General features: G+C 52.9%; 19 protein-coding genes. 2 read left to right on the top strand and 17 right to left on the bottom strand.

The window, feature by feature from the left end; genetic code table 11:
- The first annotated feature begins 516 nt into the window (after positions 1 to 516).
- Together NP590_RS01935 and NP590_RS01930 are read left to right on the top strand one after the other, a co-directional pair.
- Positions 517 to 1,488, top strand: coding sequence for an ATP-grasp domain-containing protein (locus NP590_RS01935; RefSeq protein ID WP_256600470.1), 972 nt, complete (start codon positions 517 to 519; stop codon positions 1,486 to 1,488).
- Positions 1,485 to 2,585, top strand: a complete 1,101-nt coding sequence (locus tag NP590_RS01930; protein WP_256600469.1) for a phosphoserine transaminase — start codon at positions 1,485 to 1,487, stop codon at positions 2,583 to 2,585. Before NP590_RS01935 ends, NP590_RS01930 begins: the two co-directional genes overlap by 4 nt.
- A 53-nt stretch (positions 2,586 to 2,638) precedes the next feature.
- Here the strand turns inward: NP590_RS01930 and fliT are convergent, their stop codons facing one another.
- The 17 genes from fliT to NP590_RS01845 form a co-directional block, all read right to left on the bottom strand.
- Positions 2,639 to 2,983, bottom strand: a complete 345-nt coding sequence (gene fliT / locus NP590_RS01925) for a flagellar protein FliT (RefSeq protein WP_256600468.1) — start codon at positions 2,981 to 2,983, stop codon at positions 2,639 to 2,641.
- A complete protein-coding gene (gene fliS / locus NP590_RS01920; RefSeq protein ID WP_256600467.1) occupies positions 2,970 to 3,356 on the bottom strand; it encodes a flagellar export chaperone FliS in 387 nt (128 codons plus the stop codon). The genes fliT and fliS overlap by 14 nt, the downstream gene beginning before the upstream one ends.
- 17 nt (positions 3,357 to 3,373) lie before the next feature.
- The gene (fliD, locus tag NP590_RS01915; protein WP_256600466.1) at positions 3,374 to 4,786 is read right to left on the bottom strand and encodes a flagellar filament capping protein FliD; all 1,413 of its coding nucleotides are present in this window, start codon (positions 4,784 to 4,786) and stop codon (positions 3,374 to 3,376) included.
- Positions 4,787 to 4,811: 25 nt separating this feature from the next.
- Positions 4,812 to 5,237 carry a flagellar protein FlaG gene (locus tag NP590_RS01910; protein ID WP_256600465.1) on the bottom strand — a complete coding sequence of 142 codons (426 nt, stop codon included), beginning with the start codon at positions 5,235 to 5,237 and terminating at the stop codon, positions 4,812 to 4,814.
- Between the two features lie 66 nt (positions 5,238 to 5,303).
- Positions 5,304 to 6,152 (bottom strand): flagellin N-terminal helical domain-containing protein, encoded by an 849-nt coding sequence (locus NP590_RS01905; RefSeq protein WP_256600464.1) that lies wholly within the window; start codon positions 6,150 to 6,152, stop codon positions 5,304 to 5,306.
- A gap of 127 nt (positions 6,153 to 6,279) precedes the next feature.
- Positions 6,280 to 7,332: a nucleotidyltransferase family protein gene (locus NP590_RS01900; RefSeq protein ID WP_256600463.1), complete on the bottom strand. Its 1,053-nt coding sequence runs from the start codon at positions 7,330 to 7,332 to the stop codon at positions 6,280 to 6,282.
- A 4-nt stretch (positions 7,333 to 7,336) separates the two neighbouring features.
- The gene (locus NP590_RS01895) at positions 7,337 to 7,984 is read right to left on the bottom strand and encodes an acetyltransferase (RefSeq protein ID WP_256600462.1); all 648 of its coding nucleotides are present in this window, start codon (positions 7,982 to 7,984) and stop codon (positions 7,337 to 7,339) included.
- On the bottom strand, positions 7,981 to 9,051 hold the full coding sequence (gene neuB, locus NP590_RS01890) for an N-acetylneuraminate synthase (protein ID WP_256600461.1): 1,071 nt from the start codon (positions 9,049 to 9,051) through the stop codon (positions 7,981 to 7,983). The genes NP590_RS01895 and neuB overlap by 4 nt, the downstream gene beginning before the upstream one ends.
- A complete protein-coding gene (neuC, locus tag NP590_RS01885; protein WP_256600460.1) occupies positions 9,048 to 10,229 on the bottom strand; it encodes a UDP-N-acetylglucosamine 2-epimerase in 1,182 nt (393 codons plus the stop codon). The genes neuB and neuC overlap by 4 nt, the downstream gene beginning before the upstream one ends.
- Positions 10,226 to 11,368 carry a LegC family aminotransferase gene (locus NP590_RS01880; protein WP_256600459.1) on the bottom strand — a complete coding sequence of 381 codons (1,143 nt, stop codon included), beginning with the start codon at positions 11,366 to 11,368 and terminating at the stop codon, positions 10,226 to 10,228. The genes neuC and NP590_RS01880 overlap by 4 nt, the downstream gene beginning before the upstream one ends.
- Positions 11,361 to 12,341, bottom strand: a complete 981-nt coding sequence (locus NP590_RS01875) for an NAD-dependent 4,6-dehydratase LegB (protein WP_256600458.1) — start codon at positions 12,339 to 12,341, stop codon at positions 11,361 to 11,363. Before NP590_RS01875 ends, NP590_RS01880 begins: the two co-directional genes overlap by 8 nt.
- On the bottom strand, positions 12,338 to 13,042 hold the full coding sequence (locus NP590_RS01870; protein WP_256600457.1) for an acylneuraminate cytidylyltransferase family protein: 705 nt from the start codon (positions 13,040 to 13,042) through the stop codon (positions 12,338 to 12,340). Before NP590_RS01870 ends, NP590_RS01875 begins: the two co-directional genes overlap by 4 nt.
- A 122-nt stretch (positions 13,043 to 13,164) precedes the next feature.
- A complete protein-coding gene (locus NP590_RS01865) occupies positions 13,165 to 16,251 on the bottom strand; it encodes an SNF2-related protein (protein ID WP_256600456.1) in 3,087 nt (1,028 codons plus the stop codon).
- Positions 16,248 to 18,986 carry an Hsp70 family protein gene (locus tag NP590_RS01860; protein ID WP_256600455.1) on the bottom strand — a complete coding sequence of 913 codons (2,739 nt, stop codon included), beginning with the start codon at positions 18,984 to 18,986 and terminating at the stop codon, positions 16,248 to 16,250. Before NP590_RS01860 ends, NP590_RS01865 begins: the two co-directional genes overlap by 4 nt.
- A complete protein-coding gene (locus tag NP590_RS01855) occupies positions 18,983 to 20,311 on the bottom strand; it encodes a TolC family outer membrane protein (protein WP_256600454.1) in 1,329 nt (442 codons plus the stop codon). Before NP590_RS01855 ends, NP590_RS01860 begins: the two co-directional genes overlap by 4 nt.
- Positions 20,311 to 21,639: an HlyD family type I secretion periplasmic adaptor subunit gene (locus tag NP590_RS01850; protein ID WP_256600453.1), complete on the bottom strand. Its 1,329-nt coding sequence runs from the start codon at positions 21,637 to 21,639 to the stop codon at positions 20,311 to 20,313. Before NP590_RS01850 ends, NP590_RS01855 begins: the two co-directional genes overlap by 1 nt.
- Positions 21,640 to 21,656: 17 nt before the next feature.
- Positions 21,657 to 23,393, bottom strand: coding sequence for a type I secretion system permease/ATPase (locus tag NP590_RS01845; protein WP_256600451.1), 1,737 nt, complete (start codon positions 23,391 to 23,393; stop codon positions 21,657 to 21,659).
- Positions 23,394 to 23,406: the final 13 nt, after the last annotated feature.

Here is a 23,406-nt window from a genome sequence, read left to right as displayed (position 1 = left end):
GGCATCGCCGATCGGCATGGTCAAAGTTGAGCAACCCGATAGGCTCTCCAACCACTCGTCGCTTAATCCTGGAATTAACGGAGCCATGATTCAGCTATTTGACTATACTATGAGGCCTGACTGAAATTACGTAATGTACTCATCTTAATTTCAGCCTCAATTAATAGCGGGCAAAGCCGGACTTGCAAACACCGGATTACCGCATTGAAATAGCCCAAATTGTCCTCGCTTATTACTGTCATTATGGCTGAATCCGACACCGCATTTATCGGCCTTGCACCCTTTTTAAGGATGAGTATCAATGGTGATGACTTAAGACCGGTTTGCGCGGAGTTACTGGCTCAAGCCAGCAACCATCCCGATAACGCAAATTTGTGGATGAATCTCGCCACAGCCATGCTGTGTATTGAGCAGCGTGATATAGGCCTTGCCATTCAAGCTCAAGCACTGGAAATGAGCCGGATATACCGTTGTACCGCCGCCTTTCCACCCGCCAAGTTACGCTTACTCTTGCTGATGTTGCCGGGCGACTTGGCCGCAAATACGCCGCTCGATTGCCTGTTGGAAGACTCCGATATCGAGTTGATTTTTTACTACCTCTCCGCCGGCTCCCCCCTGTCGCAGCCGATTCCCGACCATGAAGTTTTGATGGTTGCATTTAGCGAATTGGAGGAGAACGACTTGCTGATCGGGGAACTCGATCAAAAACTAAAATACTGGCCTCGTCCCGTCATTAATTCTCCCTTTTGTATTACCAACACCCGACGCGATAACGCCAGCCGACTGCTGAATAATATTCCCGGCCTGAGCATTCCATCAACGCATAGAGTTTCTCGCGAAAGCCTGGTATCTGTAGCAAGCGCCGAGTGCCTAATTTCCGATGTAATTGCCCGGCATGACTTTCCCGTGATCGTGCGCCCACTCGATTCCCACGCCGGGCGCAACCTCGCCAAAATCGAATCCCGAACCGATGTGACCGAATATCTTTCCCGGGTCAAGGACGAGGCGTTCTTTTTGTCAAAATTTATCGATTACAGCAGCCACGATGGTCAATTCAGAAAATTCAGAGTTGCCATTATTGACGGCACTCCCTTCGCATGCCATATGGCAATCTCTTCGCACTGGATGATTCACTATGTAAATGCCGACATGTATCAGGATGCCGCTAAGCGAGCCGAAGAAAGACTGTTTATGGAAACTTTCGCCGATTTTATCCATCGCCACGAAGCCGCCTTGCAGCAAATTCATCAGCGAACCGGGCTGGATTATTTATGCATAGACTGCGCGGAAACCCGCTCCGGCGACTTACTGATTTTTGAAATCGACCACGCCATGATAGTGCACGCCATGGATAACGAAGCACTATTCCCCCATAAACGTTTCCATATGGCAAAGGTAAAAACTGCATTTCGGGATTTTTTGATCCGTCGCGCATTCCCGACTAGCCATTCGGCCGAGGCCAAACTGGAACCCAACTTCTCTCAATGACTTTACAAAACAAGCTGAATTTTTCCGGCGGACCTGGCGCCCTACCGGAAAAGGTATTGGTTCAACTAAGCGAAGAAATCATCAACGTGCCCGGACCGGGTCTTTCCATTCTAGGCATCAGTCACCGTTCCGAATGGTTTGCCGAGGTCATCGCCGAACTTGAAAACAACATCCGCACATTAATGGGACTAAGTGATGCTTACCATGTGCTCCTGTTGCAGGGAGGCGCGACACAGCAATTCTCCATGGTTCCCATGACGCTGTTGCGGGGCCAAAATAGCCCGGCCGAGTATTTACATACGGGTTACTGGAGCGGCAAAGCCATACCGGAAGCCCGTCTTGAAGGTCCCGTACGCGTCATCTGGAGTGGCTCCGAAAATAACTTTAACCGCTTACCCAGCGATGACGAACTTTGTTTCTCTCCCGACGCGCCTTACATTCATTACATTTCCAATGAAACAGTGGAAGGATTGCAATTTCAGCGGATACTCGGTCGCAACGACGTACCCCGTATTTGCGACATGTCTTCCGATTTCCTCTCAAAACCCTGTGAATTTGAGCGATTTTCTCTGATCTATGCCCATGCCCAAAAAAATATCGGCCCGGCTGGCATTACCGTCATCGTTATACGTAACGATCTGATCGAGCATACCACTGGCAACCTTCCCGGCTTTCTCGATTACAAAACTCAGATCAAAGCCCATTCGAACTTTAACACTCCACCGGTTTTTGCAATTTATGCCGTGTTGCTGGTAAGCCGTTGGTTGATCAACGACATCGGCGGCTTGGAAAACATGGCTGCAATCAACAACCGAAAGGCAGAGTTGCTGTATCGCGTGATAGACGAAAGCGACGGCTTTTACCGAGGGCGGGCGGCGGCTGACCGCTCCCTGATGAATGTGGTTTTCAAACTTTCTTCGGCGGAGCTCGAAGCCGGCTTTTTATCGCGAGCGCAAGCGGCCGGGTTTTCCGGGCTAGCCGGCCATAGGGCTATTGGCGGCCTGCGGGCATCCATTTATAACGCGGTTACACTTGAAGCCGTGGAAGAACTCGCTGGCTTTATGGATGAGTTTCGCCGCCGAAGCAAGCCAAATTAGATCAGAACTCCGGCGACCGGGCCCTGTATGTGAATATCGTTTGAAGCGGGTGATCAGTTATTCAGCGCATAGCTTCTGACAGCCCTACGCCCCCTATCGAGAGACAAGTGTTGCCGCGCAATATTATTTTTTTGCTCTTCAACCCTCGCTTTAACCTGCGCGTCTTGTCGCAAAATGGATTCAGCCAGCTGCTTGAGAAAATCTCGGTTCCGTTCGGAAACCGACGGGGAATACAACCGACGTAGATAAGCCTGTCTAGCCTCCAGAACTATCGCCAGCATATTCCAGGCGGACTGTTGAATGCAGGATTCGATTTTTTCGGCATAAGTCCTTAATGCCTGATGCTGCAACTGGACCCATTCCGCTTCAGGGCCGATAGCATTTTCAGGCGATGGCATCCCAGGCTTCCTTAATATCCTTCATTAGCGCTACGACCTCATCCAGTTTGGCTTCACTGTTTTCGTAACTAGCCTGCACCAACTGGGAATTAATATACCCATATAATTGGTGTAAATTGGCGGCCAAATCTCCGCCCTGCTCCAAATCCAAAGCTTCGTTCAACCCGCCAATGATACCTATGGCCCTGGAGATAAAAACACTTTTTGCTTCCATATCGCCATGCGCCATCGCGCCTTTTGCGGAATTGATTCTAGCCAGAAATCCTTCCATCAACATTTGAATAAGCCGATGAGGCGAGTCTTCACCCATACCGCCAACATTATGTACATCGGTATAATGCTGAGCTCGATTTTTGTAAGCGGCCGAATACATGAGAGCTTCCTCTTGATTTATGAATTATTAATCCAGTTTTGTAAAAAACTACTGGTTGTATTTAACGTGCCAACCGTTACATCCATTGCGGTGAATTGTTTCAACAACATGGCCTGATAACTCGCTTGCCGTTCTTCTATACCAATTTTTTGACTGCTTAGCGTGGAGATTTGCTTTTTCAAAGAATTCTGGCGGGTATCCAAGGAGCCGCCTGATTGTAAAAACAATTTCAGCCTATCATCCATTCGGGTTGCAACACCATCCGCCGATGAAAACACATCGCTAACAGCTTGCAAATCCGACTTCAAGACTGCGGAAAGCTTGCCGCTATCCAGCGACATCACGCCTTCCCGATTGATGGAAATGCCTATCAAGGCCAGTGAGTTGATATCGCCCGAAGCTGAAGAGACTTTTCCGGTTGCGACTTGCCGAATCTGATTGGAAATCAGCCGCAGTGTCGAATCACCGATCAACGGCCCATTGCCGGATCCGCTGCTATCGGTCGCACCACCGTATTTCCCGAGACTTTTCGTCGTACTGGTAAGTTTGTTATAGCCATCTACAAACTCTTGCACGGTTTTTTTGATGGCTTCTTCATCGAGACTAATTTGGACGGTGACTGTTTCGCCAACGTTAGATTTTTGAAGATCGAGCGTCACGCCCGGCAAAACGTCGGAAATATTATTACTGCTGCGAGTTGCGGTTTGTCCGTCAACTTTTATTATCGCATCCAAGGGCGCGGTCAAGGACTGCAGGCTACCGGAAAAGAAAGCCGATATTCCCGATGCATCGGCGTTGTTACCATCGTCATCAGAACCACTGACAGTGAAGCCGTTTGCTGTACCGGCATTTTTAGCCGTTAATACCAATTTGGAAATTGTTTTCCCATTGTCGGGGTCATCCGGCCCAGTGGAGACATGATCCACGTTTACGATACTAGCCGCTACAAAATCATTCCCGGATGCCCGGTTGATGGCATCCCGCAAACCCTCGAGAGTCGTGGCACTGTCGGTTGCCACATTAAAAGTTGAACCGGAAGCGCCCTCAAACGTCAGTGTTCCGCTACCGACCAGCGCGGAAGCATTGGCAAACTCTCCCGACACCGACTTCTGCGCCTTGGCCAGCTGTACCACCTCGACGGCATAAGACCCCGCGACCGCCCCAGCCGCCGCGGTCGCTTTTAATACCGATTCATCGGACGAGGTTGTTTTGAAGGCTTTGAACAGATTGCCGTCCTTAAATTTCGCCACGATCTTACTGAAATCGGACAACGCGCTTTTCAAGGTACCCAGCCCGCTTAACAGAGCATTGGCAGCGCTGGTTTTACGGCTTATGGCATTCAGCGCGGGCTGAGCTTCCGCCTTGGCCAATTGAGTGACAATATTTTGAATATCTATTCCGGACCCTACACCCGTTGAAGAGACTATCATGTTGCCCCCTTACCTTTTCAGTGACTCAGGCCCGATCCTGAAGCATGGAACCCTGCTGGCCTTCCAATTCCTGCATGCGTTTAACAAACTCCAGCGTTTCTTCCGCGGGTATTTGCCTGACCACTTCACCACTGTCACTGTCTATAATTTTGACCACAACTTCTTTGGTCGCATCATCCACTTCAAACTGTAGACTACGCTGGGCCGCCTGAAACAAGCTGTTACCCTTTTCGACCGCCTGTTTCACCGCCCCCAAATCGGACTCCGCCTTAGCCTTTTCGTTTTGCGGATCAGCCAACATCTGCGAATCGCCTTGAACTTTAGCGGGTTCTTGTGATTGATTCTTTTTAGTTACATTGGTCGGATTGGCATGCTGCAACTCTTTTTTACTGTTTGAATTTACAACAGTCACGGGAGATAGCTTCAAAACATTCGAAATCTCGCTACTCATGACGTTCACCTTATACTGATCATATAAAAAAGGAAGGTCGCTCATTTCGCAACCTTCCTAGCTAGACTATCTAAGCAAACTCAGCACCGATTGCGCCGATTGGTTTGCCTGCGCCAACATCGCCGTTCCCGCTTGTTGCAATATTTGCGACCTGCTCAGGTTAGATGTTTCCACGGCAAAATCGGCATCCAGTATTCTGGAACGAGCGGCACTTTGATTTTCGATAGAGGATTGCAAATTACCGATTGTAGTGGTAAACCTGTTTTGCACCGCACCCAATGTAGCACGAAAATCGTCTATTTTGGAAATTGCCGTGTCTATCGTATCAATGGCGGACAACACATTCGCGGAGGTGGCACCACTACCTATCGATGCATTACCGGCTACGACATCATCAATACCGGAAACTCCTTTCAAATCCGAAACGGTAATCGAAATCTGGTTATTCGCCGAAGTACCCGCCCCAACTTGGAACAATGCCCCAACCAAACTACCGTTCAGGATTTTTTTACCGTTGAACTCGGTATTCTCGATAATCCGGTTAATTTCGTCACCAAGCTGTTTAAATTCTGTTTGCAGTTTTTCACGATCCGAACTGGACACCGCACCCCTGTTGGCCGCTTGCACACCCAAGTCGCGCATCCGTTGCAAGGTTTCGGTAATCGACCCCATCGCACTTTCCGCCGTTTGCGCCATTGAAATACCGTCGTTGGCATTTCGCATGGCTACTGTCATGCCGCGAATTTGCGACGTCATCTTATCCGCGATCGCCAGACCCGCCGCGTCGTCTTTCGCCGAATTGACCCGCAATCCCGAAGACAAACGCTCCATTGATGTTTTCAAGGAATTATTCGTCCTATCCAGCATGCGTTGACTGTTCAACGACGCAACATTTGTATTGATTACCATTGCCATGATGTTACCCTCCGGACTTCGCCAACTAAAGTGCTTGGCTCAAGTTTCTTGTTTAATTGATAAAAATGGTTTATTTCAAACTCGTAGAAGGTATCGACTTCAGCTTGGATAACTTTAATCGGCAAATTCAAAAAAATTTGGCATATTCGCCCTGAGCTCGTAAAAAATCGGCCTCCCGACCTATATCCAACCAATAGTCATGCACCGGAAACATAGACACTACTTCGCCTCGCGCCACTTCCCGGTTTAACAGGGTCGGCATATCAAGGCTTTTTTGACCGGCAACCGTTTCAATCAAACTGTGATCCAGCACATAAATTCCCGCATTGACCATACAGTTTTGCAACGGCTTTTCCTCTATGCCAACCACGCGCTGCTGTTCCAGCGCCACCACACCGTAGGGAATTTGATACTCGTATTCACGCACACACATCGTAGCTATTGCCTGCTGCTCATTGTGATATGCCAACAACCTTGAAAAATCGATTTGAGTCAAAATGTCGCCGTTCATAACAATCAATGGCACATCCGGCAAGTCCCGTGGCAGCAAACCGATTGCCCCCGCCGTCCCCATGGGCTCGTCTTCATCGATATACTCGATAGTCACACCCCAGCGTCCGCCATCGCCAAAATAATCCTTTATCAGCTGTGCCTTATAGTGCACCGCCAGAAAAAACTGCTTGAATCCCGATTTGACAAAGTTTTCGACAATGGTTTCCAAAATCGGTTTGCCGCCAATTTCCAGTAACGGTTTGGGGCAATCATCGGTATAAGGCCTCAGGCGCTTGCCGAAACCACCCGCCATCAAAAAAACCGGATTCGGAAAGGAAGGTTGTTTATATAACGCTTTTAGAGACTCCAGAGCTACCACTCTGCCTTCGGCATCCACCACCGGCAATTGATATAAATGATGCCCCTCCATCATGGTAATCAACTGGGTCTTGCTATCTCGAGGCGATGCCACTTTCGGACGCTTGTTCATAACGTCGGTGACGGCATGCTCCAACGACAACCCACGAATCAAGGCCCGTCTGATATCGCCATCGGTCACCACGCCCACCAAACGGCCATCGTCATCCACCACCAACGCGATCTGCAGCACTCCACGATCAATCACTTCCATGGTTGCCCGCAGCGTGGCTTCCGGCCGAATCACGACTTGTTGCCAATGTTGTTTCATTAAATTAACCCTGTTGCCGATCCTGGATATGCGAGCGAGCCGGATAAACAACCCGTCCGTCGCCAACATCTCGCGTGACGATGCCGCCGGCACCGACTATGCTCCCGCTACCAATGCGAATATTTTGAATGACCACCGCACCGCTACCGATGTGTACGTTATCACCCACTTCGACACCGCCACTGAGCACCGCGCCCGGAGCTATATGCACGTGCCTGCCAATCCGGCAATCGTGTTCGACGATTGCTCCGCTATTGACTATACAATTTGAAGCAATTTTCGCGCCCGTCTGAATAATGACACCGGCCATCACCTGTACACCTTGCATTAGCTCGGCCTCTGCGGCAACAAAGGCTTGCGGATCTATCACGCTATCGAACCGATAACCCTTTTCCGAATATCGGCAAAACAGGCGCTCGCGAACCCCGCTGTCGCCCGGCAACGAGCCGATACCGTTAATTAATCCCACTTGTTTAGGCGAATAAGCGCATAGCGCCGAATCGTCACCCAATACACTGACTCCGAAACAATCACTTCCGACAGGAAAGCGCGGATCGACAACGCCCAAAATCTCAACTTCCAGTCGCCGTAGCATACTCGCCAACACCCGAGCATGACCGCCGCCGCCTAGCAAAACCACGGGGCGACTCATTCGATTAGTTCGTCTATTTGGTAGTCGCGGTCGCTGCCGCGCCCCAAAAGACGCCAATATTCCATCGGACTGACACCGGTTCCCGGCCGTTTTATTGCCAAATTTTCGGCACTAAAACGTTCGCCGGCGACGATATGATCGCCGGCCATCAGACTTTTACGCACCACGTCGCGATTCTCTAATTCCATCGGCTGCGGTACTTTCGTAGCCGCACCCATTGCCTGTTCGATATCGCGTATTGCCCGCACCATCAATTTCAGCTCTTCCGGCTCAAGCGAAACCTGATGATCAGGCCCGCGCAAACTTTTATCCAGGGTAAAGTGCTTTTCGATTAAAACCGCCCCGCGCGCCGCCGCCGCAATTGGCACCGTCAGTCCTTCCGTGTGGTCGGAATACCCCACGGCCAAGCCGAAGGCATCTCGCAACGCATCCATGGCGCGTAAATGTACATGCCGCATCGGCGTCGGATATTCGCTGGTACAATGCAGCAGAGTTACTTTTTGCCTCAGCATCGCCCGCCCTTGCTCTGAAGCGTACGCATGCCCAAAGGCAGCCAACGACGGTTGCCGTTCCCAGCCCAAATATCCGAATGCCAGCACGCCCAACGCTGCCTCCACTTCGCCCAAGGTGGACATGCCGGTCGACAAAATGACCTCCTTTCCAGTCTGTGCGTGCGCCAACAAAAATGGGCCGTTGGTGATTTCACCGGAGGGTATTTTCAGTTTTTCGATACCCACCCGATCAACCAGAAATGCCAAACTATCAAAATCAAACGCTGTCGATAAAAATGCTATGCCTTGCTTGTCGCAATAATCACGCAATTGGAAATGAAATTCGTATTTCAGCTCCAATTTCCTCAACATCTCCAGTTGATTTTCTTCCGCGGAGGTATTGTGTTTTTGATATGCCGCCTTGCCTGCCGCCGAAGTTACCAACTTTTCGGCTTTAAACGTCTGAAATTTGACCGCATCGGCCCCAGCCGCAACAGCAACATCCACCAGCCGCAACGCGGTGTCCAAACTGCCATTGTGATTAACGCCGGCTTCGGCAATGATGAAGATACTCATATGGCTCCCGAACCGTGCATATCGTAAAAAGTTTTCTTCAACAGCCCAGCCATGGGTATTTGTTTCAGAATTTGTTTGATCATTGACGACGCTCCGCCAGCCCCATAAGGGTTGGAAACATTCCTTAAGATGTCGGCAAACTCCGCGGATAAAGCAGTCGTCAGAGCTCGCCGGATTGCATCCTCGACAGGCTCGCAATCCAATACACTTTCCGCCCGGAGCCGCCCGCGCTGGCGGTCGCCGATATTTACCGTGGCAATTTTAAAGGACGGCGCTTCCAACAAGCCGCTGGAAGAGTTGCCCACCACGACATCGACATGGCGCAGGGCCGACAGATAGCGTATCGAACCCAGCGAGACGAAACTCGCCACGCGCTCCGGATGCCGCAAACGATAGTCTTCAATCATCGCGGCAATAATCCTGCCGTCGGCGTCGGCGTTGGCATGGGTAAAAATGATGTGCAGATCGTCAAAACGATCCAGGGCCAACAGCAACTGCCGAAATTGTTCGGCGGCAGTGGCGTTTTCCAGTGTAACCGGATGAAAAGTCACCAGCACGTTACGCCGCCCCAATTTGAAACCGGTTGCCTGCTCAAATTGTTGCCTATCCAGCAACGGCAGACGATGAATGTTGTCAAGGCCCGGCGCTCCGACGTTGAAGACCCTATCGGGCTGCTCGCCCAGCTGGATCACGCGCTTTCGATAAGTTTCCGTTGCCGTGAAATGCAAATGCGCCATCTTGCTCAAGGCATGACGCATGGCATCGTCGACAGCACCCTCGGTCAATTCGCCGCCATGGATATGCGCAAGCGGAATGCGCTGATTCATCGCGGCCTGGGCGGCGGCAAAAATTTCGTATCTATCGCCGAGTATCACCATCACATCGGGTTGCAAATCTACCAAGGCATCGGCAAACCCGATCAAACCCAGCCCCATCGCCTTACTGATACCCGCCGGCGTATCCGAGGACAGCAGCATCTCCACCTTACGATTTATAACAAAACCATCGTCGGCAATTTGGCGCCAAGTCAGGCCGAACTCCGGCGACAAGTGCATGCCGGTTACCATCAGTTGCAAATCCAGGTCCGTATCGTCCCGGATTTCCCGCAACAAACAATACAACAGCCCATACTCGGCGCGCGAACCGGTAACGACGCAAATTTTACGCGGCGCGCTCATCGGCACACCACGCTGCTGGGGACATTTACCAAGCGTTCCGCCAGCCAATAAGAATTGGTTAACGCGTCATGCCGACAATCTTTATACATCGGCAATTCCACCATCAGTTCCCATAAGGGACGCGTCATAACCCCTCGATCATTGCTGGCTCGCAAAAAGGCTTCACGATCCGGCCGGTTATTCAGTATCAATGCGTTCAGCCAATAATTGGCATGCGCGCCAACCGGTTCGGAGACCATGTCAACGCCATTGGCATTAGCCCAACCCAGATAGCATTGGGCCAATTCCCGCTTGCGTTCGATGAACAAAGGCATTTGCTCCAACTGTGCCAATCCCAACGCCGCATTCAGATTCGGCATCCTGTAGTTGTAGGCCAGTTGATCATGCTCAAACCGCCAGGCATGCGGCACCTTGGCCGTGCTGGTCAGATGCTTGGCCCGCCCGGCCAATTCGTCGTCGTCGGTTATAATCATCCCGCCGCCGCCCGTAGTCATGATTTTATTGCCGTTAAAGCTCAACACCCCCATCTTGCCGAAGGTTCCGCAATGACGATCACGGTAGCGGCTACCCAAGGCCTCGGCCGCGTCTTCCACCAAAGGAATCCCGTATGACTCGCAAACATCCAGCAATCCCGATACATCGCAGGGATGGCCGAAAACATGCATGGGCAGGCACGCGGCGATACGCCGGCCGCTGGATTTGTTAAAAACGCCCTCGGCGCGCCGCTCGACGAATTCGGCCAGAAAGCTCGATAAGGCTTGCGGCGACATGCCCAGCGTCGCGCGGTCGACATCGATAAACACCGGCTCCGCCCCGCAATAACGCACCGCATTGCAAGTGGCGACAAAGGTCACCGCCTGAGTAATGATCTCATCTCCCGGCCTTACCCCGGCCAGCAATAATGCAATATGCAGCGCGGCCGTGCCGTTGACGGTGGCGACCGCATGTTTGCTCCCGCAAAAGGCGGCGATCTTATTCTCAAACTCGGTGACATAGGGCCCGACACTGGAGACAAAGGTGCTATCGATCACATCCAGCAGATATTGCTTTTCATTACCGTAAAACCTCGGCTCGTGCAGCGGAACAAAACCCTCCGTTTGATATATTTCCCGAACCAGCCGGATAAAGCTTTCAAACATTGTAGATAGCCGTTTTGTACTTTTTCAGGTTTGCGGGCTGTTCAAACCATGCCACGCTGCGGCGCAAGCCTTCTTCCAAGGACACTTGCGGCAAAAACCCCGTTAGGGTGTTGATTTTGCTGTTGTCGCACCACAGCCGGTTAACTTCCGATTTTTCCGGCCGCAAGCGTTGTTCATCCACTAAAAACTCCACATCGCCGGCCATGATGGATTTGATCAGATTCAAGGTATCCAATACCGTTATTTCAAAATTCGACCCTATATTCACCGTTTCACCTATCGCTTGATCCGATTCGGCCAGGGCGATGAAGCCGCGACAGGTATCTTCGACATAATTGAAATCCCGGGTCGGCGACACATCGCCCAGCTGGATCTGTTTCTTGCCGGCGGCAATCTGCGTGATGATGGTCGGTATAACCGCCCGCGCCGACTGACGCGGCCCATAAGTGTTGAAGGGTCTGGCAATGGTCAACGGTAAATCGAAGGCATTGTAAAAACTCAAGGCCATGGCGTCGGCGGCGATTTTCGAGGCACTGTAGGGTGACTGCGGCTGCAACGGGTGTTTTTCGTCTATCGGCACATACCGGGCGCTACCGTAAACTTCGCTGGTGGAGGTATGAATAACCCGCGCCACTGCGTTTTCACGTGCCGCCTGACAAATGTTCAAGGTGCCGCGCACGTTTGTGTCCACGTAACTGTCCGGCGCCTGATAGGAATAAGGAATCGCAATCAGCGCCGCCAGATGAAACACCGTATCGACATCCCGGCAAATGGCTTTGCAAAAATGCGCATCGCGCACATCGCCACAGACAACCTCTATCGTTTCCAGACAAGCCACGTCCTCCAGCCAGCCCCAATGATTAAACGAATTGTATTGCGCCAGCGCCCTGACTTGCAGCCCCCTGGCCGCCAACATTTCCACCAGGTGCGAACCGATAAACCCGTCGGCGCCGGTAACTAAAACCTTTTTCATGACACTAAACCCTGTTTGATAAAAGCCTCCGCCATCGCCCAATCTTCCTCGGTGTCGATATCCAGACTCTGAATCGAATTCATCACCAGAGGCAGCGTTTTCCGAGGATAAAACGATTTTTCTTCCAGCAGGGCCCGTGTTTTGACCAAATACATTGCCCCGTTCGGCGTCAGCAGCGGCTCGATCTGTTGGCGACTGGTCTGGGTGGAGCGACGACTGTCAATGGGTTGCAAGAAACCGCTTTCGCGCCGAAACAAAGTCGTCAAATCGCGCTGAAGTTCCTTACACCCGATCACCGCCTCAACCTGTTGCTCCGCCAGCATGGATACGGCTTGCCGAATTATAGCCGCTGAACGAAAAGGTGAAGTGGGCTGCAAAAGCATTACTTGCAAAGGCGGGCAGGCATAAACACTGTCATACCAGCCAAGGGCATGCTCAATCATCCCCAGGGATGAAGCCGTGTCGGATGCCAGAACGCCCGGTCTTAAAAACGGCACCATCAAGCCGGCTTGATGCCCTATATCGGCATAAACTTCCGAATCGGTTGATAATATAGCCAGACAGTCATCCAGGTCGGCGGCTTTTAGGGCTTCGGCGGTCCACGCCAACAAAGGCTTTCCGCCCAATAATTTGATGTTTTTATCTTTCAGGCCTTTGGAGCCGCTACGAGCCGGCACAATAACCAAAGTCTTAATAGCCATATATCAACATTTAGATTGCTTGCACGATTATTATCGATGCGACAAAAGCCGCGGCCAAATACCGGTATTTATCGATAGCCGAAGCCAGCGCCTCTCGAGGCTTTCCAAGCGCGCCTTGTTCGTCAAGACCAAGCCGCCAGCAACTGCTTGGCGTCGCTTGCGGCTTGCCGAATCAGGGCTTCCGGCAACGCGCTGCCCATGCTCAACGACACGATTTGCACCACTTGGCCCGCCTGCTCGTTGCTCAACAGGCCACGCGGCACGATGTCGGTATATAGCCAAACCGCCACCTCGGTGGCGGCCGGCGCTTGAGTTTGCCCGTGCAAGGCCGCCAGCTTGGTCAACAAGGCCGAGGCCAATAACTCCATCACGCCGGCCGGACATTGTTGCTCCAGCAACACCTCGGCGGAACGCAGTTTTTGCCGGGCCAGTTCATGCAAGGGATTTTCCGCCATCGGTTCGGCGGCGGCTTCGAACACGCTACGGGTTTCGGCCAACGGGGAAGCCTTACCCAGACGTTGCAGACTGCGCCAGGTTCGCGCGTCGATGACCGCGACCGGCAACTCGTCGGCGGATAATTGTTCGGACGTTTGTTCGTCGCCATCCCGCCAGCTTTCGAGTACCACCAGCAAACCGCCGTCTTTTGCCAGCACCCGCTCGATACGCGGCCCGAACGCAACTTGAATGCCGGCCACAGCCTGCCGTACCGTATCGTCGTCTTCGTAGTGCGCCGACTCCTTGGGCTTGGCCGCGGGCTGTTCCATCGGAATCTCGGGCATCTCGGCCGGCGGCACTGCGGCGATTTCCGCCTTGCCCGCGGCGTCGGTTGCGCTGCCGGTCAGATCGTCGATCAAGCTCTCCAGCATTTTCTTCGAAACGCCTACCGTATCTTCCGTAGCCTCCGGGTCGATGACGTTATCGAACAAATCACGCTTGCCTCTGACCAACTGGGCCACGCGCTGCTCATAAGATTCTTCGGCCAGCAAAATGAAAATCTGTACCTTGTGTTTCTGCCCCAAGCGATGCACGCGAGCGATGCGTTGATCCAGAATCGCCGGATTCCACGGCATGTCCAGATTGATCAAGGCGGTAGCGGCTTGCAGGTTCAGGCCGGTACCGCCGGCGTCGGTCGAGATGAACACCTGCACGGCATCGTCGTTTTGAAAGCGCTCCATCAGTTCGCCGCGTTTGGCGCCGGGCACCCCGCCGTGCAGGCGCACGCAACCCAGGCCCATGCCGCGCACCAGCAATTCCACCATTTCGGTCATCATGGCCCATTGCGAAAACACCACGGCCTTACGGTTGCTTTGCAGACAGAGTTCTTCCAGCAAGCGCGCCAGTTCCTCCAGCTTGGGCGAACCTTGGGTTTCCTTGTCCACCAGTCCTGCCGCGTTGCAGGCCATGCGCGCCTGCTGCAGCGCGGCCAATAGCCGGTTGCTCTCGCCGGGCGTCAACGGCCGGCGTTTGGCGATTTGCGCCAAAAGGCCGGCGGCCTGCATGGCCGAAGCATGCAGTTCCTGTTGCTTGACATCCATCGCAATATCCAGCGTCACTTCGGTTCTGTCCGGCAACTGGTCGGCGACCAGCGTGCGGGCGCGCCGCAGCACGACCGGTGCGATACGCCGGCGCAATTCCGCCAGATTGCGGTAACCGATGACCTTGCCGCGTTCGTTGGTGATATGAAAATCCAGCAAGCAGCGCCATAGCGGCCCCAACACCCTGGCATCCACCAATTGCAGCAGGCTGTACAAATCCTCCAGCCGATTTTCCAGCGGCGTGCCGCTGAGCACGAATACATCGCGGGCCGGAATCAGCTTGACGGTAGACGACAATTTGGTACGCCAGTTCTTGATCCGTTGCGCCTCGTCCAGTATCAGCAAATCCGGCTTCAGGTATTCGCTGATCAGGCTAAGATCGCGCAGCACCAATTCGTAATTGGCGATGAAAAACAAGGCATCGGCCCGATATTGCACGCTGCGCTGTTCCGGGCCGCCTTGCAAAATCTGCACGCTGCGGCCGGTGAATTTGGCAATTTCCCTGGCCCATTGATGCTTCAACGACGTCGGGCAAACGATCAGGATGCGCTTGACTTCGGCATTGTCGGCCAGCCAAGTGCCGGCGGCGATGGCCTGTAAGGTCTTGCCCAAGCCCATGTCGTCCGCCAGCAAGGCCCGCCCGCGGGAGGCCAAAAATGCCACGCCTTCGACCTGGTACGGAAACAGCTTGACCTTGAGCCCAGGCAACAGGCCGTTGCTTTGGCGTATGCTTTGCCTGATCTCCAGACCGCGCAAGGCTCGCGCGGCGTCTTCCGCGCATTGCTGGGCGTATTGCACGGCGTCGTCGCCGAGCAAAAAATCCTCGCGGCCGTAAACCCTCTGCGAAAAACGGAAAAAATCTTCCGGCAAACGGCCAACGAACAAGTCCTGATCATTGAAAAATTCCGCCAGCAGAACAGCCAAATCCTCGGCAATATCCGCGCGGCGCTGCAAGCGAATCAGCGGCCGGGTTGCCGATTCCCAGGCCAAATACACGAAAGACACAGGCGAGCCTTGCTGTTTCAGTTTCTTGTATTCGGGCTGCTTTCTGGCATAGTGCAGAACTGCTTCGATATGCTTGCAAGTACCTAGGCGATTGCTGGCCAAGTCCGGGCAAGTACAATAATTGACACGCTGATCCAGCGAGCGTATCTGCACTTGATAGGAACGCTGCCAATGCGTCGCCGACACCAGCGAGGTCGCCTGCCAGGTACCGAACCCCAGGTTGCCGCTTAGCAATTTAACCTTGACCTCGTTGCGGCCTTTCTTGACCCGCTCCTGTATCGCCTCGTCCAACGCGCTGTCAAGGCCTGTGGAGTCAATAGGCGCATATTGATCGGCATAGGCGTATAGCGCGGCGATGGCATGCACGCAGACGCCACCCTCTTGCGGGCAATCGCAAGTCACCCGCAGACGGTCGTCTTCATCGACCGCCAACTCCAGCCAATACTGCTCTTCGTTCTCGTCCTCGACCTGCGCCAGTACCAGCCCGTTTTCCGCCGCCACGCCTATGACCCGGTTGTCGGTAAAATACCTCAAACCTTGCTTGACCAGTTCTTCGGAAGCGATGCTATGCAGGCGTTCGGTGTCGTAAAGATAAACGTCGTTTTCCATATCCGTGCCGGGTAATTGTGAAGGATGCGGGTTGATTGCGTACTGGTGGCGGGGGCTCATATCAGCCGCAAGCCGGGCGGCAAGGCTTCGCCGAACAGCTGCTTTTCCTGGCTCTCGTCCAGCGGCTTGTATTCGGCGACCATCTCCTGCCAGGAAACGGCGGCCTTGGCTTGTTTGAGTTTCTCCAATACCAGCAGGCGCAAGTCATCATCGATGTCGCGGACCCTGTCGTCGCAGCACCGCGCCAACAGAGTGGCGGCGAAACCGGCTTGCGGCTGTTTCTTCCAATCCGTTTTCAGCAATTGCGCCAACCAGTCCGCGGCCACGCCGGGTGCAATCACGTCGTGATTGTTGCCGTGAAATAAGATTCGCCCACCTATCCGCCCCAGCGCCCACCAGCTGGAATCCGGCTCGCCGGGCTTTTCCAGGCGCTTCAACAGCCAACCGCCCAACTGCATCTTGTCCGTTACCGGCAGGCGTTCCAGCGCCGCCGCCAGCCGCACCATGTCTTCGTAACCTCGCATGGACAGTTGCTTGGCGATGCCTGCTTGGCGGGCCGCGGCCGGATTGATGAATTTGGCAATGTCTTTAAAAATGCGTTGCTGCGCCTCGGCGGGCAAACCGCCGGCCACCCGCCGCCACAGCGTCCACCATTCGGTCCAGTTCTGTTTTTCGTTGACGAACTGCAAGCCTTCCGGGTACAGCTTCCACAGTTGTTCCGTTCGCCAATCGTCCAACGGATAACCAAAGCCGGGCCGCAGGCAAAAACCGCTCAAGCTCAGCCACAAGCGTTCGTGCTGCTCGCTGCGGCGGCGGTATTTACCGCCCTCCAGCAATGCGCCGAACAATTCCCGTAATAGCGGGGTTTGCCAATCCCCGCGCGGCGCGGCCAAAATTTTTTCCAGATCGGCGCGCAGGGTTTTCACTGCCTGCGGATCGATCTGTTTGGATTTGGCGCCGAACACGGCCTGGATTTTTTCCAAAGCTTGCGGCAATTGACCAGGTAATTCGGCGCTGACACTGGCCTGGGCCGTTTTGCGGATTTGAAATTCCACATCCCAGCGTTGGCTGGCATCATTCACCGCCACGCATTGCAGCCGCAGGGTGCCGACTTCGGTATAAGTGGCCAGCAATTGCACGATGACTTCGGCCCTTTGCTCGCCGTCAAAAGCCACCGCCAGCGGCGGCAGGCTGTGAAAGCGCTCGTCGTCCATGTCCACCAAGGCACCGGGCGGATAGTCGCCGTCGCCACTGCTGGACATCAAATGAAAGCGCACCGGCTGACCGACCCGCAAGGCGAACTGCCTGTCGTTCAATAAAATTTCGCGACCCTCCTCGCTGCCCTTGGGCAGGATGCATACACCTTGGCGCATCCCCTGCTTGCCGCTGTCGATTTGCAGAAAATAACTGCGCGCCGCGCCGCCGGCGATTTTAAGTTTTTTCTCCTGGCGGGCCGTGGCGTAAGCGACAGCGCCGAATGCCACCGCCAGTTCAGGATGGCGATTGTCCAGCACACGCGGCGCCCGACCGTCCCGCCACCGGCTCAACAAGGCCGTCACCCGTTGCACCAGGGCCGGGCTACGGAACACGCCGCCGTTCAGCAACAAGGCATCCGGCACCCCGCTTTCGCCGGCCAAGGCCGCGCGCGCGGAAGCGGCATGTAATTGCAAAAAGGCGGCGATATGCTTGCTGATGGCAGGTTCGGCCGCGTAGGGCAAGCCGAACTCCACCACCCCGCTGCGTTTTTTGTCCGGTAAATCGTTTAAGTCCGATAGCGGTAAAAAGCCGTCAAGGGCAATTTGCCGCACTTCTTCCCGGCTCAAATGGGTGCTTTTAGTGCCGCCGATCAGTTTGGAGCCGCCGCCCAGCAGGGTCACCGGCATTTGCTCCGGCGCGTCGTCCGCCAGCAGGCGTTCCTTGGCAATGCGGCATTGTTCCAATAATTGCGATAAATCCGCCGTGGACAATTTTTTGTCGCCTACCCGCAAACGGCTCTCCGCCAAATGCGCCAAGGCCAGGTCGATATTGTCGCCACCCAGCATCAAATGGTCACCGACCGCGATACGGGTCAATTGCGGTTCGCCGGCACCGTATTCGACTTTAATCAAGGTCAAATCCGTGGTGCCGCCGCCGACATCGCAGACCAATAGCAAGCGGCTGCCCGCCAGACTGGCGGCCACGCTACCGGCATGCCGGCGCAGCCAGTCGTAACAAACGGCTTGCGGTTCTTCCAGCAGCCGAATACCGGTCAAGCCGGCCAATTTGGCGGCTGCCACGGTCAGCGAACGGGCCGACTCGTCAAACGAGGCCGGCACCGTAATGACCACTTGCTGTCTATTCAGCGGCGCTTCCGGAAAACGCTGCTCCCAAACCGTGCGCACATGCTTTAAATAACTGGCACTGGCTTCCAACGGCGAAACTTTGAATACCGACTCGTCGCTACCCCAGGGTAGTATCGCCGCGGCATGGTCGACCGCTGTATGCGACAACCAGCTTTTGGCGCTGGTCACCAAGCGGCCTTGCGACTTGGCGCCCAACAGCCGCGCCGCTTCGCCCAATACCGCGCCGTCTTCCGCGTTTAAAAATCCCTCGCCGGCCTGTAACTCGCCATCCGCCGGATGGTAGCGCACCGAAGGCAGCAAGGGCCGGGCCGCCACTTCACCGGGCGCCACCAGTTGCGGTATTTCGAACAAATGAATTTGTTTTTCCGGATCGCCGGCGGCAGCGTATGCCACAACGGTATGCGTGGTGCCGAGGTCTATGCCGACTAGATAATTGGGGGATAAATTTTTCATTGCGTTGCCGGCTGTTGCAGCCACTCGTTGATTTCCATAAGGTTTTCCACGGAAATCAGGCCTATGGCATGCATAAAGCGTATGCGGTTTTTAATATACCCATACTTGGCCTGAGACAAATCTCTTTCCGCTCTGAATTCAACCTGCTGGGCATCTAAAACATCACTGATGGTTTCAACACCATATTTAAAGCCTTTTTCCTTAGCTTCCCGAGATTTTCTGGAAGACTCTAATGCTTTGACGGTCGCCTTCACCCGCCGCACGCTGGCATTAGAGCTTAAAAAAGCATCACTGGTTTCTTTGATTAATGCCCGCACCTTAGCCTCATTTTCATTTTCGGTAAGCGCCAGCCTCAACTGAGCCTCATTGACTCTCTGAGAGGTGATTCCGCCACTAAAAATAGGCATGGTGACATTGATTGCCGCGACCTGGACTTCGGTTTCCGGGGTTCTGGCACTTTGGTATCCGGTATCGGTGTTGTAGTAATTGAACTGTAAATCCACAACCGGCAGATGTTTTGACTTCTGCATCACAACATCGTCACTCGCAGCGGCTAAAGCACTGATTTGCGCCGCCAACACTGGATTTTCGCTTTTTGCGACGGCTATCCAGTCGTCCAATTCGCCTTCCAATGGCTTAAAATCTATATCGTCGCGTAATTTAAACAATCTTGCCGGAGTGGTATTACTTAAAGCTTTCAGGCTTTCCCTGGCCCTTACCAAAATGGTTTCCGCTTCTATCTCGCTAGCTTGAATTTGATCCAATCTGGCTTCCACTTCATACAAATCAGTAATTTTCAACAATTGCTTGGCGTATTGTTTTTTTACCTGTTCAAGTTGTTTCTCGGTTGCCTGTTTTTCCTTCCCGAAGAAAAATAGTTGATCTTCAGCTTCCAGTACGCTGAAATATTTATCCACAACGCTGTCTATCAGTACATGCCGAGCCTCAATACTTTCGGCGGAATATTGGTTTTCGACTTCTTGTGCGCGTCGCCAATTCCAAAATTTGGCAAAATCGATTAATGATTGGTTGACCGATAGCACATAGCGGGTACCCTTGTAATTACTGGTGGCGGTACTGCCAACACTACTTAATCGTTGATTATTCGCCGACCAGTTGGCACTCGCCGTCACTTGCGGCAGCATTTCGCCAACTGCCTGTTGTTTTTGGGCTGCCACGATATCCAGTTTCAGCATGGCCGATTTAAGCGCGGGATCGGCTTCAAGCGCCTGTTGGTAAACAGTCAATAAGTCTTCGCTGAAAACGCACTTCGCCCGCAGGAGTGTCGCAGTCAACAACACCAACTTGATTCTCTTGATAACCATTAATCCTCTATAAAGGCTCGAGAAAATGCGTTGGTTATAGGCTGCAACAAATATTCAATGGCCGTTCTCTCGCCAGTGTTGATCAGCACTTCCGCCGGCATTCCCGGCAGTAATTCCATATCAACGAGTTTTTCGATGCTTTCCCGCGTAAGCTCGATTTCCGCTTGGTAATATGAAGCGCCCGTCCTGTCGTCGGTCAGTCTGTCCGCGGAGATATTAGTCACCTTGCCTTCTAATTTCGGCGCCAAAGCCTGCTTAAAGGCACTAAAGCGCACCTCGGCAAGCAAGCCTTGCCTTACTCTATCGATATCAATCGGGGAAACTTGAGCCGTGACGACCAATTCCTCCTGCTGCGGCACGATTTCAAGAATCGGTCTGCCCGGGGAAATAACGCTACCGAGGGTATGTACGGTTAGCCCGAGCACCCGACCCGATGACGGCGATCTAATTTCTGTTCTAATAACTCTGTCCCGGGTAGCAACCATGCGCTGGGTAACGTCATAAAGCAGGGCTTGAGCCTCTCCTAACTTGGCGGCGACTTCCTCCTGAAACTGTTTTTGCAGTTGCAGAATTTGCAATCTCGTTTCGCCGATCTGAATTTCATCACCGGAAATTTCGGCCGCCAATGAAGCTATTTCGCTATTGATCAGAGTCAGGTTTCGCTCCAGATCGCGCACACGTTGTTTACCGGCGAATCCCTCGGCCAGTAATTCTTTCATGTCATGAATCTCTTCCTCATAGGAAGCGACCAACTGTTTTTTACCACTACGCTGCCCCTGCAGTCCGGAAATTCTTGACTTCAACTGACTGATACGTTGATTCAAAACTGAAATTTCGCCTTCATGGGAGATTTTTCTGGCATGAAAAATTTGTTCCTCAACCTGCTTCACTTCGACAATACGTGCATCCAGGTTGTCATTAAGGCTTTCGGGATAACTGATCGCGGACTTTTGTTCTCTTTCCGCAGTCAGTCTGGCCACCTGAGCCAACAAAGCTATGTATTGAGCCCGGATAATCTCCAACTGCGCGTTAATTTCGGTAGTGTCCAGTCGAATCAAAACTTGACCTTCTTCAACCAAATCACCTTCTTTTATCAATAGTTCGCGAACGATACCGCCATCGAAATGTTGTACGGTTTTCCGGTAGGACTTTACGGACACGAAGCCAGGCGCCAGCGCCGAACTATCAAGAGGCGCAAAATACCCCCAACCACCCAGTATTCCAAATGTAAATATCAAAACCCACATGCCAATATTGCGGATCGGTTTATCGTCCGTAACCAGCAATATTTGATCAGAAGCGGGCAACTGCCCGGTAATTTGTGTCATGCGCGGAGATTGGGGAATTAGTTGGATAATGGCTCGGAAAGCAGTTCGGCTCCACCTTGGCGAGCAGCCTGTTGAGCATTTTTTTGCAAATGGGCGACCACCTGCTCTTTGGGACCGTAAACGGATAATTGTCCTTCGCTGAGTATCAGCAACTTATCGACATTTGCCAGCACATTGTTACGATGAGTAACAATAACAACAGTAACTTTTTTAAGCTTCAGGCGTTGAATGGCTTTGGCCAAAGCTAACTCCCCCTGCTCGTCCAGATTAGAGTTGGGCTCGTCGAGGACTACAACCACCGGATCGCCGTAAAGCGCTCTAGCCAATCCTATCCGTTGGCGTTGCCCACCGGACAAATTAATTCCGTTGGCCCCCACAAAAGTGTCGTAGCCCTCGGGCAAGCGTAAAATCAGTTCATGAACGTCCGCCATTTTAGCCGCATTGACGACTTTTTCAGGATCGACATTGCCGAACCTTGCGATATTTTCGCTGATACTGCCTTCGAACAGTTCAATGTCTTGAGGCAAATAGCCAAGGAACGGTCCGAGTTCATCGCGATTCATTGCGTATATCTCCGCACCATCCAAGCGTATCCTGCCGCTGGATGTCGGCCAAATCCCCAGCAATGCCCTAGCAAACGTCGACTTGCCCGCACCGCTGGGCCCAATCACACCCAACACATCCCCTTTTACAATGGACATGGTGATACCCTTGATGACGGGTGTTTTGGCTCCCGGCGGCACCACAACCGCATTTTCCAGGTGAAAAGCGCCTTCAGGATTGGGAAGTGTCATTTTTTGCTGATCAGCCGGCATTTTAAGCAAAAGCTCGTTCAATCGCCGATATTGCCCTCGCGCGCTGATAAAACCCTTCCATGAGCCGATCACAATATCTATGGGAGCCAACGCGCGTCCCAACAAAATCGATCCGGCAATCATTAGCCCCGAGGTGATTTCATTTTCTATGACTAAATAGGCGCCTAATGCCAAAATCAAGGACTGAGAAGACAAACGGATCAATTTCGACAGAGCATTGATCAATCCTGCCCGCGAACTTGCAATGGCCTGTAATTCCAAAACTTTATATACATTCTGCAGCCAACGTTTCCGAATGCTCGGCAGCATCCCCATCGCGTCGATCACTTCAGCGTTCCGTAGGTTTTTATTGACCAGATTTCGACCGACTTGAGCGGTTGCGTTGGCTTCATTCAACATGGCGCTGGTTGTCTTTTCCTGGGCAAAGGCGATCATAACCAACAATATCGCGGTAATCACGCCCGCCCAGCCATACCATTCATGAAAGATGAACATGACCGCCAGATATATAGGCACCCACGGCGCATCGAAAAATGCAAACAATCCATTGCCCGTCATAAACTGACGCAATCCGGTCAGATCATCCAATGGCTGAGCAGCTACCCGCTGATTGCTCGAGTACAAAGCCAATTTATAAGCGACTTTAAACAGCCGTTCGCTAAGTAAAACTTCCAGCCGGGTACTCACCCTGACCAAAATTTGCGAGCGCACCCATTCCAAAATACCCATTGTCACAAACAAAACCATTAGAATCAGCGTTAGCATGACCAAGGTATTCAGATTGCCGGTCGGCACCACGCGATCATAGACTTGCAACATATAGATGGTTGGCACGAGTTGCAGCAAATTGATGACCAAGCTGAATCCAGCCGCAGAGAGAAATGCCCCTCTGCATAAGGTCAACGCTTCCACCAAATCGGATTTCGGATCGGATTTCATGTCCCTAGCAATT

Source organism: Methylomonas subterranea (genome assembly GCF_024505185.1).
Taxonomy (GTDB): Bacteria; Pseudomonadota; Gammaproteobacteria; order Methylococcales; family Methylomonadaceae; genus Methylomonas; species Methylomonas subterranea.
This window is presented reverse-complemented; position numbering and strand designations above follow the sequence as displayed.